The organism is Paractinoplanes rishiriensis, assembly GCF_016862375.1.
GTDB lineage: Bacteria > Actinomycetota > Actinomycetes > Mycobacteriales > Micromonosporaceae > Actinoplanes > Actinoplanes rishiriensis.
In genome coordinates this window covers 146841-161132 of record NZ_BOMV01000077.1, presented here as the reverse complement: position 1 = coordinate 161132, position 14292 = coordinate 146841, and the positions used below count along the sequence as shown (strand labels likewise).

Genomic DNA, 14292 nt, shown 5'->3' with positions numbered 1-14292 from the left:
CCTATCCCTTGGAAGCGCCGGCGGTGAGGCCACCGACGATCCAGCGCTGAAGGAAGGTGTAGGCGATGAGGATCGGCACGACGGCGATGAGGATGCCGGCGGCCAGTCCGGTGCTGTTGTTGGAGAACTGGCCCTGGAAGTTGAGCAACCCGACCGGGATCGTCTTGTTCGCGTCCGAGCTGAGCAGGATCAGCGCGAACAGGAATTCGTTCCAGGTCGCCACGGCGTCCAGGATGAACACGGTGACCAGGGCCGGTGCCGACAGTGGCAGCACGATGGTCAGGAAGGTCCGCCAGGCGCCGGCGCCGTCGATCCGGGCCGCTTCGATGATCTCGTCCGGGATCTGCCGGATGAACGCCTGCAGGACAAGTACCTCGAACGGGATGCCGAACGCCAGGTAGGGGCCGATCAGGCCGATCAGGCTGTCGGTGAGGCCGGCGCTGCGGGCCATCACGAAGACCGGCACGATGGTGATGTAGATCGGGATGGTGAGCCCGAGGAAGACCGTGTACATGATCGCCGCGCCGAACCGGATGCGCAGCTTGGCCAGCGCGTACGCGAGCATCGCCGAGACGAAGACACCCAGCGGGACCTTCAGGATCAGCAGGATGGTGCTGTTGCGGTAGGTCGCCGCGAAGTTGCCGATGCCCCAGGCGTCGGCGAAGTTCTGCGCCGTGAAGGCGCCCGGCCAGGACAGCGGCCCGTTGGACACGAAGTCGGACAGCGGCCGCAGCGCGGTGATCACCAGCAGCACCAGCGGCGAGATCCAGACCAGGGCGGCCAGCGTCATGACGACGGTGGCGCCGATGCCGCCCTTCGGCTTGCCGGCCGGGCGGCCGGACTGGTCCTGCGCCACGAGGGTCGCGTCGGGCAGGGTAACGGTGGTCATGCCGCGTGCTCCTTCGTCTGGGAGCGGACGTACGGGATGCTCACCGCGACGGCCACGACGGTGATCACGACGGCGATGGCGGTGCCGTAGCCGGCCTGGTTGTACTGGAAGACGTTGAAGTACATCCAGGTGCCCATGACCTGGGTGGCGGTGCCGGGCCCGCCGTAGGTCATCGCGTAGATCAGGTCGAACACCTTGAACGAGTCGATCACCGACAGCGCGATCACGACGTAGTGCGCGGGGCGCAGGCCGGGCATCGTGATGTGCCAGAACTGCTGCCACCGGCCGGCGCCGTCGACGGTCGCCGCCTCGTACAGATCCTGATTGATGCCCTGTAATGCGGCCAGGTAGAGCAGCATCGGGAAGCCGACCCGCAGCCAGATCGCGGCCACCATGGTCGCGCCGAGCGCCGTGGAGTCCTGGCCGAGCCACGGCTGGGCCAGGCTGTCCAGGCCGATCGAGCGCAGGAAGGCGTTGATCGCGCCGTACTGCGGGTTGTAGAGCCAGCCCCAGATCGAGGCCACCGAGACCAGCGGCAACACCGCCGGGGTATAGAAGATGAGCCGGAGGAACGGCTTGCCGCGGACCTTGCCGTTGAGCATGACCGCCAGCACGAGGCCGAGCACGACCGGCACGACAACGGTCACCACGGCCCAGATCAGGTTGTTGATCGCGGCCTGGGCCACCACCGGATCGCTCGCCATGGCGGCGTAGTTGTCGAGGCCGACGACGTTGTAGGCGGCGCTGAGCCCGTCCCAGTCGGTGAAACTGAACCACAGCGACGACATCGCCGGGTAGACCAGGAACGCCACGTAGACGATCAGGGCCGGCAGTGCGAAACCCCAGGCGACCAGGCCCCCGTGCCTGGTCTTCCTCCTGGACTGCGTCCTGGTCATTTCTTCCAGGCCTTGATGACGTCCTGCATCCTCTTGGCCGCCTCGGCGGGACTGGTCTTGCCCTGCAGCACGTCGCTCTGCACGGCGAAGTACTGGTCCGCCTCCTTCTTGGGGAAGGCCTGGTCCTGGATGGTGTAGAAGGGCTGCTTGCCGGGGCCTTGCGACCACTCGTAGGACAGCGGCAGGGTGGCCTTGTCGGGTTCCGCGCCGGCCACGATCGAGGCGGTGACCTTGAGGGCCTTCTGGGTTTCCGGCTTGATCAGGAAGTCGAGCAGGGCGGCCGCCAGGTCCGGGTTGCCGGCCTTCGCGTTGATCATGTATCCCTCGACGAAGCCGGAATGCCGGGCCGGCTGGTGCCCGGTGGGGAACGGGAAGGCGCCGAAGTCGGCCGACTGCTTGCCGCCGGACTGGATGCCCTGCGCCTCGGTCCACGGTCCGGTGATCGTGTACGCGGTCTTGCCCTGCACGTACCAGAGTTCGACGTCGGCCGGGTCGAGACCGACCGCGCCCTCGGGCATCCACTTCCGGTCCTGCCACTTCTTGAAGTTGGTGAACGCGGTGACCACCTCGGGCCGGTCCCAGGTCTCGTCACCGGTGAGCAGCTTGTCGTGCAGCTGCGGCCCGGCCGAGACCTCCAGCAGGTACTCGAACAGGCGCATGACGTGCCAGCCGTACTTGCCGCCGGTGCCCAGCGGGGTGATGCCGGCGGCGAGGAGCTTGGCGTTGGCCTCCTCGAGCTCGGCGTAGCTCTGCGGCGGCGCCGCGACGCCGGCCTTCTCGAACGCCGCCCTGCTGTACCAGCCGCCGATGCCGAGCGCGATGTACGGCAGGCCGCCCTTGACGCCGTCGAAGGTCATGCCGGCCACCGCGGCCTGGTTGAGCTTCGCGTCCCACCCGTACTTCTGGTAGTAGCCGCTCAGGTCCATGGCCTGCTTCGCGGTCACGAACGGGGCGCCGATCTGACCGCCCCAGATGCGCCACACGTCGGGGCCCTTGCCACCGAGCAGTTCGGTGCGCAGCTTGTCGGGATAGACCGCGGCGCCGGAACCGGGCAGCGAGTCGACGGTCGTAGTGCTGCCGTTCTGCGTGTCGAACGTCTTCACCTGCGCCTTGAGCAGGTCGATGGTGGAGTTGTCCTCATAGGTGAACAACCGCAGTGTCTTCGAACCGGTGCCCGAGCCGCCGGTCGCGGTCTCGGACGAGCCGGTGCCGGTGCAGGCGGCGAGCCCGGCGGCGAGGGCCGCACCGCCGCCGAGGCTGAGGAATCTGCGGCGGGTGACGGCGTTGTCAGTCATCTCTATCTCCTTGTCGGTGGAAGCCCCGGTCTGCGGAGCTGCTGCCGGCCGAAGCGACGGATCTTGGCGAACATGTCTTCAAGGAGGAACCGGACGTCGACGGTCTCGACGACCCGGATGGGGTTGCCCGACCCCGGCAGGTAGTGGCCCTCCCGCCCGAAGCGGGGAGCCGGCACGGTGCGGAACTGGCCACCGCGCGGGTAGAGCATCAGGGAGATCGCCGGGGAGTCGCCCAGCGAGCGCGATTCGATCGGCTCCGGGTGGTAGGTCGCGTTCCACTCGACCATCTGCTCGATCAGGTAGTCGGCGAGCCCGGAGGTGCCGCCGATCCTCTCCTCCAACTCGGCATAGCCCACCGAGACCTGGGAGTACACGTTCGACGGCACCTGCCAGACGGTCATCTGAGAACCGAAGACCACGTTGGCGGCCGCGATGTCGTTGCCCAGGTTGAACTCCGGGCCCGGGTACGTCTCGATGCCGCCGTAGCCGACGCCGCCGATCCAGATCACCACGACGTCGCGCCCGACGATCCCCGGGTCGAGCAGGATCGCCGACGCCATGTCGGTCAGCGGGCCGAGGAACGCCACGTAGAGCCGGTCGTCCGGGGAGGCGAGCCGGCTCTCCTCGATGATCAGCCGGGCGCCCGGACTGTCCTGCGGGGTGGTCTCGTCCTCGATCGGCTCGGCCGACCCGTTGGCCACCGTGACCTTGCCCTCCAGGTCCATCAGCCGCAGCAGCTTGTCGATCTCCTCGCGGGACTCCGCCATGCTGCGGTCGCTGCGGCGCCGGCCGAAGTGCGCCGCGATCAGTCCGCGCACGTCCAGGGTGGGCGAGAGCAGGGCGTGCACGATCGCGAACTGGTCATCGGCCTCGTTCTTGGCGTCGGTGTTGACGATCACGCGGCGGCGTGCGGCTGCAGGCATGGACGCTCCTTGCTATGTGCTTTTCATTCAGCACCGTATAATCTTTCATCGAGGAGGGTCAAGCATGAGCTCCATCGATCTGGTCCTGGCCATCGATCAGGGCACGACCAACACCAAGGCCGCGCTGGTCGACGCCGCCGGGCGGATCCGCGCGCTCGGCTCCGCACCAGTCGGGGTCAGCACACCGCGTCCCGGCTGGGTGGAGCAGGACGCCGGGCGGATCTGGCGCAGCGTCCTGGAGGCCGCGGCGGCCTGCCTGGCCGGGTTGCCCGCGACCGGACGCCTGGCCGGCGTCGCCCTCTCCACCCAGCGCGAGTCGGTCGTCGCGTGGCGGGCGGGCACCGGCGAGCCGGTCGGGCCGGTGATCGGCTGGCAGGACCGGCGCACCGCCGCGTGGTGCGCCGAGGCGATCGACGACGCCGGACGTGCCGCGGTGCTGAAGCGCACCGGGCTACGGGTCGACGCGATGTTCTCCGCGCCCAAGATGCGCTGGGTCCTCGACCATCTGCCGGCCGGCGACGTGCGCGTCGGCACCGTGGACGCGTGGCTGATCCGGCAACTCACCGCCGGTGGCGAGCACCTCTGCGAGGCCGGCAACGCCTCCCGCACGCTGCTCTACGACGTCACCACGCTCGCCTGGTCACCCGAGTTGCTGGCCCTCTTCGGCATACCCGCGCAGGCGTTGCCCCAGCCCCTGGCGTCGGACGCCGGATTCGGCCGCTGCCGCGGCGCCGCACCGATTCCGGACGGCGTCCCGATCGTGGCCGTCCTCGCCGACTCGCACGCCGCGCTGTACGGGCACGGCTGCGTACGGCCCGGGATGGCCAAGGCGACGTACGGCACCGGCACCTCGGTGATGACCCCGGTTCCGGGCCTGCCGCCCAGCACCGCGCCGGTCCCGACCACGCTCGCCTGGCTTATCGGCGGCGTGCCAGCGTACGCCCTGGAAGGCAACATCCTGTCCTCCGGCGCCACCCTGACCTGGACCGCCGGCCTGCTCACCGGCGGCGACGTGGGCGCGTTGGTACGGCTCGCCGAGACCGTGCCGGACAGCGGGGGCGTGACCCTGGTCCCCGCGTTCGCCGGGCTCGGGGCGCCGCACTGGGACCGCTCGGCGCAGGCCGTCTTTGCCGGCATGACCACCGGCACCGGCCCGGCCCACGTGGCCCGCGCCGCCGTGGACGCGGTCGCCCACCAGGTCTGCGACATCGTCGAGGCGATCGGTCCACTTCGCACGTTCCGCGCCGACGGCGGCGCCACCTCGGCCGCCCTCGTCATGCAGTGCCAGGCCGACCTGCTCGGCCGGCAGGTCGACGTCTCGGCGGTCGCCGAGGTCTCGGCGCTCGGCGTCGCGAAACTCGCCTGGCAGGCGCTCGGTCATCCGGCCACCTGGACGGCCGGTGCCGACGTCGTCTACACCGGCACTCTCGGTGACATCGACCGCGCCGAACGTCGCGCGCGGTGGGCCGGCGAGGTCGCGCGGGCCCGATTTACCCCGGCTTTCACCCCGGCTTTCGCCCCGCCCGAGCGGTGAATCACAAGCTTGGCACCGCAATTTTATTCGCATCTACGCGGCAGTCCCGGCATGATGAAGCCGGAACTTGCGGCGAAAGGGCGTTCCGGCATGACGGCAGCACCGCGGGGCGGAGTTCGCCCGCTCCCCGACGGGCAGCTCAGGATGATCACCAAGATCGCCCGGATGCACTACGAACGCGGCATTCGCCAGGTCGACATCGCCGAGACGCTGCACCTGTCCCAGCCACGGGTCTCCCGCCTGCTCAAGCGGGCCGCCGAACTCGGCATCGTGCGCACGGTCGTGGTGGTCTCGCAGGGCATCCACACCGAGATCGAGGAGGCCCTCGAGCAGCGGTACGGGCTGGCCGAGGCGGTCGTGGTGGACGTCGAGGGCGACGACTCCGACGTGCTGTCCGGGCTCGGTTCGGCCGGCGCCGCATACCTCGAATCGATCCTCACCGGCGGCGAGCGGATCGGTATCTCGCCGTGGAGCCAGACCCTGCTCTCAGTCGTCGACCGGATGCGCCCGCTGCGCCTGGCCGGCGCGGACAACGTCGTTCAGCTGATCGGCGGCCTCGGCGTCACCTCGGCACAGGCCCGGGCCAACCGGTTGCTCGACGATTTCGCCCACATCCTGGGGGCGAACGCCACCTTCGTGCCGGCGCCGGGCCTGGTCGGCAACACCACCATCCGGGACAGCCTGCTCGCCGAGCCCGCCATGCAGGCGATCGCCACCGAGTGGGCCTCGCTGACCATGGCCCTGATCGGCATCGGCAGCCTGCCGCCGAGCGAGTTCCTGCGCCAGAGCGGTAACGCGGTGAGCGACGACGACCAGGCCAAACTGCTCGCCGCCGGCGCGGTCGGCGACGTCTGCCACCGGTTTTTCGACGCGGCCGGCCGGCCCGTCGCCAGCGACCTGGACGACCGCGTCCTCGGCATCGACCAGCAGGCCCTGCGAGCCGTCCCCCGCCGCATCGGTTTCGCCGGCGGCGCGGCGAAGCACCACGCCATCCGCGCCGCGGTCACCGGCGGCTGGGTCAACGTGCTGATCACCGACATCGCCACGGCCCAGGCTCTGCTTGGCGACTAGCAGGGCCCGGGCCATCGGGGCGGGTCGAGGGCGGTTCAGGAGACGCGGAAGGTGGCGTCCTGGCGGTCGGCGGCGGCCGAGCTCGAGGTGAGCGGGTCGATGCGCAGCACGTAGTTCGAGTGCCGCAGGTAGCGGTCCGGCACGTTGTACGAGCGGAACGACGACCAGGTGGAGTCCGCGAGGCCGGCGGTCCGCACGAAGGTCGCGTCGCCGCGGAACGACGCGGAGTTGTCGTTCGCGGCCAGCTGGATGGCGTAGTTGCTGTGCCGCAGGTAGCGGCCCGGGATGTTCACCGACTCGAACGACACCGCGGACGAGTCGGCCAGGCCGGGAACCATGCGCCAGAGCTGGTCCTCGTGCGGGTCGAACGGGTAGGCGTCGATCCGGCCGACGTTGCTGGCGTGCCGTACGTAGCGGTCCGGGAAGTTGTACGACTTGAGCCGCACCCAGTTCGGCAGGCCCCAGCGGGAGACCAGGTTGTCGTACTCGGCCTGGGTGATGCCGACGATCGAACCGTGCTTGACGTTCAGCGGCGGCGTGTAGTCGCGCTGGGGCAGCACGCTCCACGAATTGCCGCCGACGTTGTTGCTGGTCCAGGCGTAGTAGTCGCTGTTGACCGGGCTGAACGAATCACCCCACAGCCGCCAGGTGTTGCCGCTGTTGTTCCGGACGATCAGCGGCGCCTCGATCGCGCCGCCCTGGAGCAGACCGCTGGTGTAGTTGGTGTAGCTGTTCGGCGCGCCGGTCGACGAGCGGGCGCCGTACAGCCGGCCGTCGTCCATGTTCTTGTAGTACATGTAGAACGTGGACCCGTCCGACACGATGTCGGCGTCCAGCACGTTGTAGCTGGGGCTGTAGTAGACCTGGTTCGCGCTGACCGTGCGGAAGTCCGAGGTGTAGTTGACCATCAGGACGTCCCGGCCGTTGTTCGCCGAGTAGACGATGGCGTACTCGTTGCGCGACGGCACCCAGAACGCGGTGGGCGCCCAGGTGTGCGTGTTCAGGCTGTGGAACTTCACCCGCCGGTACCCGGTGAAGCTGCGCAGGTCGGTCGAGTCCCAGACGTGCAGGTACTGGTTGTTCAGGTTGAAGATCCGGCCCTTGAGGTCGGTGGCCAGGACGACGAACGTGCCGTCCTGCTTGCGCAGGATGAACGGGTCGCGCAGGCCCTGCATGCCGGCGGTGGGGGTGGCCACCGGGTTGTTCTGGTTCAGCGGCCGCCAGTTCAGGCCGTCGGTGCTGACCGCCAGGTGCAGGGCGTAGCTGTCACCGCTCGCGTTCGGCGTCTCCTTGAAATAGCCGAAGACGTACGCGGTGTTCGCGGCCTGCGCGGCCGACGCCGAGCCCAGCACGGCGCCGCCGCCGGTGGCCGCGGACAGCGCGCCCAGCGCGGTCAGACGATGGAAGTTTCTCCTGGACAGGGGCACGGGGATTCTGCCTTTCTGGGGGGACGGGGATCAGCTGGTGAGGCGGAAGGTGGCGTCGGCGCGGCCGGTGGCATTGGTGATCGCGTCGATCCGCAACACGTAATTGGCATGCCGGATGTAGCGGTCCGGGAAGTTGTACGACTGGAACGACACCGCGCTCGCATCGGCCAGACCGGCCACCCGCTTGAAGGTGGCGTCATTGCGGAAGGTGGCCGTGTTGTCGTTCGGCGCCAGCACGAAGTCGTAGTTCACGTGCCGCAGGTAGTTGCCCGGAAAATTCACCGACTCGAACGACACATTGCCGTCCGCGGAACTGGCCAGGCCGCCGACGATCCGCCACTGCGAATCCTCCAGCGGACTCACATTCGCGTCGATCCGGGCGTCCATGTTGATGTGCCGCACGAACCGGTCGGCGAAGTTGTAGGACTGGATCCGGTTGACGGTGATGGCCGGGCCGGCCGGCTCGCCGGATGGCGGCGCCAGGACCGTGCTGGTGGACACCGGTACACCGAGGTTCGGCGTGCCGTCCGCGTTCCAGCTGATCTTTTGAATGCGGGTCGTGCGGGTGCTGCCGCAGCCCTGGCTCGACGACGAATTGGCGTGATAGACGATCCAGTCCTCGGTGCCGTCCGGCGATTTGAAGAAACCGTGGTGCGCCGGCCCGTAGACGCTCGCGGCGTCGTTGCGCTGGAAGATCGGCGTCGATTTCTTCACCCAGGAACCGGCCGCCAGCACATTGCCGCCGGTGTAGGTGAGCTGCCCGATCTTGTAGTCCGGGCCCTGGCAGGCGCTCGCCGAATAGGTGATGAACGTGCGGCCGTTGCGCTGAATCGCGACCGGCCCCTCGTTCATCGGCGTCCCCTGCCGCTCCCAGTCATAGGTCGGCGCCGAAATGACGGTCCGTGCCCCGGAAACCGTCCACGGATTGCTCATCGCGACGATGTAGATGTGCGGGTCACTGTCGCGCCACAGCGTGGTCGGCACCCCGGACCAGGTGAAATAGAGCTGGTTGTCGATGGTGACGACACTGCCGTCGATGCCCCACCAGTTGTTAGAACCGAAGACCATGCCCTTGTACGTGTACGGGCCCATCGGATCCAGGCCGGAGCTCTCCAGCACATGCACCCGCTGCGTTTCAATGTCGCCGGTGCCGGCCGAGTAGTAGACGTACCAGCGCTGCCCGTTCGGACCGTTCAGCAAATGGAACTCGGGCGCCCAGATGCTCGCGTTCCGCCCGGTGGCGTGCGCGCTGAAAACGGCCGTCGGGGTGGTCGTCTTCATTGCCGCGATGGTGGGCGCCTTCCGCATGGTCAGCGGCCCGCTCCACGGCGTGGTCATCATGTAGTAGTTGCCGTTGTACCAGGTCATATACGGGTCGGGCCCGGTGCTGTTCAACGGGTTGGTGAACGCCGGGCCGGCCGACGCGGGACTCGCCATGGCGAGCACCAAGGCCAGCCCGGCCACCCCGGCCAGCACGCTCCGCGCAACCCGCCCGGCTCTCAACTTGTGATCCGGAAGGTGGCGTCGGCCCGCTCGGTGGCGGTGCTGATCGGGTCGATCCGCAGCACGTAGTTGGAGTGCCGGAGGTAACGACTCGTGAAGTTGTACGACTGGAACGAGACCGCCCCGGAATCGGCCAGGCCGGCCACTCGGCGGAAGGTGGCGTCCGCGGCGTATTGCGCGGTGCCCTCGTTCCGGGCCAGCGAGAGGTCATAGTCGTAATGCCGCAGGTAATAGCCGGGGAAATTGACCGACTCGAACGACACATAGCCGCTGGACGCGTTGGCCAGACCCGGCACGACCCGCCACTGCGCGTCCGCGGCCGGGCTCACGTTCGGGTCGATCCGGGCGTCGTTGTTCACGTGCCGCACGTACCGGTCGGCGAAGTTGTACGACTGCACCCGGTTGACCGGAATCGTGGGCGTGCCGACGCCGACGCTGGTCTGGGTGACCCGCGCGATGGTGCCGTCGCTGTTGTAGTTCAGGTAGTCCATCGCCAGCGACCGGCGGAAGTTGTTGCTGCCCGGCAACGCGTTGCGGTGGTAGGCGATGTACCAGCGGCCGTTGTACTCCGCTATCGAGTGGTGGTTCGTGTTGTTGTTGGTGTAGTCCAGCAGGATGCCGCGGTAGGTGAACGGCCCGAGCGGGCTGCTGGCGGTGGCGTACGCGATCTGGCCGGGCCATCCGGTGGAGTAGGAGAAGTAGTAGAGCCCGTTGCGCTTGTGCACGAAGCCGGCCTCGCCGTACTGGGTGCCGCTGCCGGTGCCGTTGATCGTGACGTTCTGGATCGAGCCGGACGTCGAGGTCAGGTCGGCGTTGAGGCGCACCACCTTGGGGGCGCGGGCGCCGCCGAAGTAGAGGTAGCCCTGCCCGTTGTCGTCGACGAAGGCGGCCGGGTCGATCGGCTCGTCGCCGGTGTTCGCGTCCCGTCCCCGCTCGATCAGCGGGTTGCCGCGCGGGTCACTGAACCCGCTGGTCGGCGACGTGCTGCGGGCGACGCCGATCTTGGTCCGGTCGACCGGCAGGTACAGGTAGTAGTAGCCGTTGCGGTACACCGCGGACGGCGCCCAGGCGTACTGCGTCGCCCAGGAGAACCCGCCGACCGAGAACGGCGCGCCGTGGTCGGTCCACGTGGTCAAGTCGGCCGACGAGTACACCCGCCAGGCGTTGTTGTCCCAGTAGGTGCCGCTGTTGCCGGCGTCGTCGGTGGTGTAGAGGTACACCCGGTTGTTGGCGACCAGCATCGACGGGTCGGCGGCGAACCGGGTGACGAGCGGGTTCGCCGCCTGCGCGGGGGCCGCCACCACGGCAGTCAATACGATAACCGCTGCTATAACACGCAGAAATCGATATTTCATGATAAGCCCCCCGAACTCAGCTCGTGATCCGGAAGGTGGCGTCAGCCCGCTCGGTGGCGGTGCTGATCGGGTCGAGCCGGAGCACGTAGCTGTAGTGCCGGATGTAGCGGTCCGGGTAGTTGTAGGACCGGAACGACACCGCGCCGGAGTCGGCCAGGCCGGCCACCCGGGTGAAGGTGGCGTCGCTGCGGAACGTGGCGGTGTTGTCGTTGGCCGCCAGCACGAAGTCGTAATTCACGTGCCGCAGGAAGTAACCCGGGAAGTTCACCGACTCGAACGACACATTGCCGCTGGCCGTGCTCGCCAGGCCGGGCACGATCCGCCACTGCGCATCCGCCGCCGGGCTCACGTTCGGGTCGACCCGGGCGTCGTTATTGATGTGCCGGATGTAGCGGTCGGTGAAGTTGTACGACTGGATCCGGTTGACGGCGACGGTGTTGCCCCAGCGCGCCAGCACCCGGGACTGCTCCGCGGCGGTGACATTGAGGATCGAGCCGTGCCGCTTGCGGGCCGCGCCCATGTTGTACGACCCGGAACCCGCGATCCGGTAGCTGGAAGTGCTCGACGGGTTGGTGCTGAGCACCGGCAGGTAGCCGCGCCCGGACGAGTACTGGTCGAGGTACAGCGTCCACTCGTTGCGGTCGTTGAACTTCAGCCACATCGGGCCCTCGACCTGAGAGCCGGTCAGCCCGATGCCGGACAGGTTGCCGAGCGACGTCCAGGTGCCGAGGATCGAGTTGCTGCCCTCGATGGTGATCTGGCCGTCGCCGGAGGCCCGGACGTAGCGGTAGCTGCCCACACCGGTCGGCAGTTCGACGATCTGGGTGTCGATGATCTCCTGCGCGCCGGGCCGCGTGATGTACGCCTGCGGCGTGGTGATGCTGCGGAAGTTCGTGGTCCGGGCGTAGTAGATGCGGTGCTTGGTGGCGCCGTTCTGCGGCACGTTCGTGGCCCAGTACAGGACGTAGTCGTTGGTGGCCGGGTTCCAGATCGCCTCCGGCGCCCACGCGTTACGGCCGTCCGGGATGGCGCCGGCGACGTTGAGCAGCCACGGCGCCGACCAGTTGACCAGGTCGGTGGACTCCCAGACGACGAAGCTGCGGCTGCCGTTGTTGATCGCCGTGTTCCAGTCCTGGCCGCAGCTGATGCACAGGTCGGTGGCGATGATCCAGAAGCGGTCGCCGGCCGGGGACCGCACCACGGCGGGGTCGCGGACGCCGCGGGTACCGACCGTGGTGCGCACCACCGGGGAGCCGTTGTTCAGGTCGGTCCAGCGCAGCCCGTCGGTGCTGTGCGCGAGGTAGATCTGCTGGCCGGTGCTGGATTCGCCGGTGAAGTGGGCCATCAGGTAGCCGGTGTACGGATCGGCGGCCGCGGCCGGCCGGCCCGGGATCGAGATCAGGGCGAGCAGCAGCACACTGACCAGGCCGATCAACGTGAGCCGTCGAGGAGCGAGCGTCACAACTTCCTCCAATGGGGCAGATCAGTGGGGGCAGATCAGAGGGTGGGGATGACCGGCTGGATGGTGCCGTCGGCGTTGAAGCGCATCGGATCGATGGTGGTTTCCCGGTTGGTGCCGTTGCCGGCCGGGATCGCGAAGCGGTGGTAGGCCATGTACCAGGTGTCGCTGTCCGGCGCCTTGACGACGGACTGGTGCGCCGGGCCCTTGATGCCGAGGCTCAGGTTCTTGGCGAGGATCGTGCCGCGGTGCGTCCACGGGCCGAACGGGGTGCTGCCGGTGGAGTACTCGACGTGGTAGTTCTCCGAGCCGGTGTCGTCCACCGAGTACGTCATGTAGTAGATGTTGTTCCGCTTGAAGACGAACGGGGCCTCGCGGAAGTTGGGCAGGCTGAAGGTGCGCACCTGACTGGCGTCGTACGAGATCATGTCGGCGTTCAGCCGGACCCCGTACGAGTAGCCGTTGCCCCAGTACAGGTAGGACACGCCGTCGGTGTCGGTGAAGACGTGCGGGTCGATCATCTGCCCGCTCTTGAAACCGGCGGCGACCAGCGGCCGGCCGAGCGGATCGGTGAACGGCCCGGTCGGGCTCGTAGCGGTGGCGACGCCGATGTTGGTGGCCCCGCTGAAGTAGAAGTAGTAACGACCATTGGCGGACGCGATGGTCGGCGCCCAGGCCCGGTCGGCGGCCCAGCTGATCTGCGGCCCGACGTCGAGGATCGTGCCGTGGTCGGTCCAGTTCACCAGGTCGGTCGAGGAGAACGCCTTGAACCTGCTGCCGCTCCACCCGTTGTAGCCGTCCGTGGTCGGATAGATGTAGTACCGCCCGGCCAGGTACGCGATGTTCGGGTCCGCGTACAACCCCTTGATCACCGGACTGCGCCGCCCCGCCACCCACGGCGTGCCGACCCGAAACGAACTGTCCGCCGCGAAGGTGTTCGGGTTGGTGGTCGAAGCGTCGACCCAGAGCTGGCTGTCCCGGTGCCGCAGGAACCGGCCGGGGAAGTTGAACGACTCCAGCCGCACCGACCCGGTGACCGAGCCGTCCCGTACGCAGAAGGTGGCGTCGGCCAGGAACGTGGCGGTGCCCGCGTTGGTCTCCAGCCGCACCCGGTAATCACGGTGCCGCAGCCACATGCCGTTGGCCGCCTGGAACGACACGCAGCCCACCCCGCCGGCCAGCCCCGGCGTGACGGTGAAGGTGGCGTCGCTCTTAACCTGCGCGGAACTGCTGGCGCTGACCGCCGCGATGCTGCCGAGGTAGTCGGCGTGCCGCAGATACGACCCGGACACGTTGACCGACTGTAGCGATCGGGCGCCGGTGGATATCTCCGCCGCGAACGCCGGCTGTGCCGCAACGGCGGTGACCACAGAGGCTCCGAGGACGACCGTCAGGGCACGGGCGACCGGTTTCATACGCATGGGACTCACTTCCTCGGGACGGGGGCGATCCGGGGACGGGTGGGGGTGCCCTCGGGGGAGTAAGTCCAGGCACAGCGGCGCATGCAGCCGACCGCGGTTACCACAGGGTTTCCATGGTGTTCGATCGACGTTTCGCAGCAGTGTTATCGTTCACATCTACGCTGTCAAGCCGTCTGCAGATAGCTAAAGCTTCACCGTGTTATCGTTAACACGCAGCGTGCACCACGTCGTGCCACCCAGCCGCCCGCGGCTGCCCAGCCACCCGCCCGCAAGGTCTTGGGCGGCGGTCTTGGGCGGGGACTTCGGGGCCGGCCGCTTCCCGAGACGCCGCCGGGCCGAGTGCGAAGGCGGCGCCAGTCGTCGATCTTCGTAAAGTGGAGCCCGCCCGCAGCTCACGACGAATCTTGTGGAGTTTGCGTCCCCATCCGCCGCAAATCGACAAACTCGCAACCCAAGACGATCGCAGCGGCTCGATCTTGTCGACTCTCCGCCGCGGCGGGATAGCCGCGGCGGGATAGC

11 protein-coding genes are annotated in these 14292 nt (G+C 68.3%); 2 read left to right on the top strand and 9 right to left on the bottom strand.

The genetic code is table 11. The features are described from left to right. Window position 1 precedes the first annotated feature (1 nt). The 4 genes from Ari01nite_RS36630 to Ari01nite_RS36615 are packed head-to-tail and all read right to left on the bottom strand — an operon-like array spanning window position 2 to window position 4003. Window positions 2–889, bottom strand: a complete 888-nt coding sequence (locus tag Ari01nite_RS36630) for a carbohydrate ABC transporter permease (protein ID WP_239163319.1) — start codon at window positions 887–889, stop codon at window positions 2–4. After that, the gene (locus tag Ari01nite_RS36625) at window positions 886–1785 is read right to left on the bottom strand and encodes a carbohydrate ABC transporter permease (protein ID WP_203787019.1); all 900 of its coding nucleotides are present in this window, start codon (window positions 1783–1785) and stop codon (window positions 886–888) included. Before Ari01nite_RS36625 ends, Ari01nite_RS36630 begins: the two co-directional genes overlap by 4 nt. Next, window positions 1782–3080, bottom strand: coding sequence for an ABC transporter substrate-binding protein (locus tag Ari01nite_RS36620; protein ID WP_203787017.1), 1299 nt, complete (start codon window positions 3078–3080; stop codon window positions 1782–1784). The genes Ari01nite_RS36625 and Ari01nite_RS36620 overlap by 4 nt, the downstream gene beginning before the upstream one ends. 2 nt (window positions 3081–3082) lie before the next feature. Further along, the gene (locus Ari01nite_RS36615) at window positions 3083–4003 is read right to left on the bottom strand and encodes a nucleoside hydrolase (RefSeq protein WP_203787002.1); all 921 of its coding nucleotides are present in this window, start codon (window positions 4001–4003) and stop codon (window positions 3083–3085) included. Between the two features lie 64 nt (window positions 4004–4067). Between Ari01nite_RS36615 and Ari01nite_RS36610 the strand changes: the two genes are divergently transcribed. Beyond that, entirely contained in the window at window positions 4068–5537 is a 1470-nt protein-coding gene (locus Ari01nite_RS36610; RefSeq protein WP_203787000.1) for an FGGY family carbohydrate kinase, read from the top strand. A 144-nt stretch (window positions 5538–5681) separates the two neighbouring features. Further along, window positions 5682–6608 (top strand): sugar-binding transcriptional regulator, encoded by a 927-nt coding sequence (locus Ari01nite_RS36605; protein WP_239163318.1) that lies wholly within the window; start codon window positions 5682–5684, stop codon window positions 6606–6608. Between the two features lie 35 nt (window positions 6609–6643). Here Ari01nite_RS36605 and Ari01nite_RS36600 read toward each other — a convergent pair whose 3' ends face one another. The 5 genes from Ari01nite_RS36600 to Ari01nite_RS36580 all read right to left on the bottom strand — a co-directional run bounded on the left by Ari01nite_RS36600 (window position 6644) and on the right by Ari01nite_RS36580 (window position 13767). Continuing rightward, window positions 6644–8035: a glycoside hydrolase family 43 protein gene (locus tag Ari01nite_RS36600; protein ID WP_203786996.1), complete on the bottom strand. Its 1392-nt coding sequence runs from the start codon at window positions 8033–8035 to the stop codon at window positions 6644–6646. A 30-nt stretch (window positions 8036–8065) separates the two neighbouring features. Next, window positions 8066–9538, bottom strand: coding sequence for a family 43 glycosylhydrolase (locus Ari01nite_RS50365; protein ID WP_239163317.1), 1473 nt, complete (start codon window positions 9536–9538; stop codon window positions 8066–8068). Further along, window positions 9535–10842, bottom strand: coding sequence for an AbfB domain-containing protein (locus Ari01nite_RS36590; RefSeq protein ID WP_239163326.1), 1308 nt, complete (start codon window positions 10840–10842; stop codon window positions 9535–9537). Before Ari01nite_RS36590 ends, Ari01nite_RS50365 begins: the two co-directional genes overlap by 4 nt. A 67-nt stretch (window positions 10843–10909) precedes the next feature. Then, on the bottom strand, window positions 10910–12355 hold the full coding sequence (locus Ari01nite_RS36585; protein ID WP_239163316.1) for a glycoside hydrolase family 43 protein: 1446 nt from the start codon (window positions 12353–12355) through the stop codon (window positions 10910–10912). Window positions 12356–12390: 35 nt separating this feature from the next. Beyond that, on the bottom strand, window positions 12391–13767 hold the full coding sequence (locus tag Ari01nite_RS36580; RefSeq protein WP_275410910.1) for a family 43 glycosylhydrolase: 1377 nt from the start codon (window positions 13765–13767) through the stop codon (window positions 12391–12393). Window positions 13768–14292: the final 525 nt, after the last annotated feature.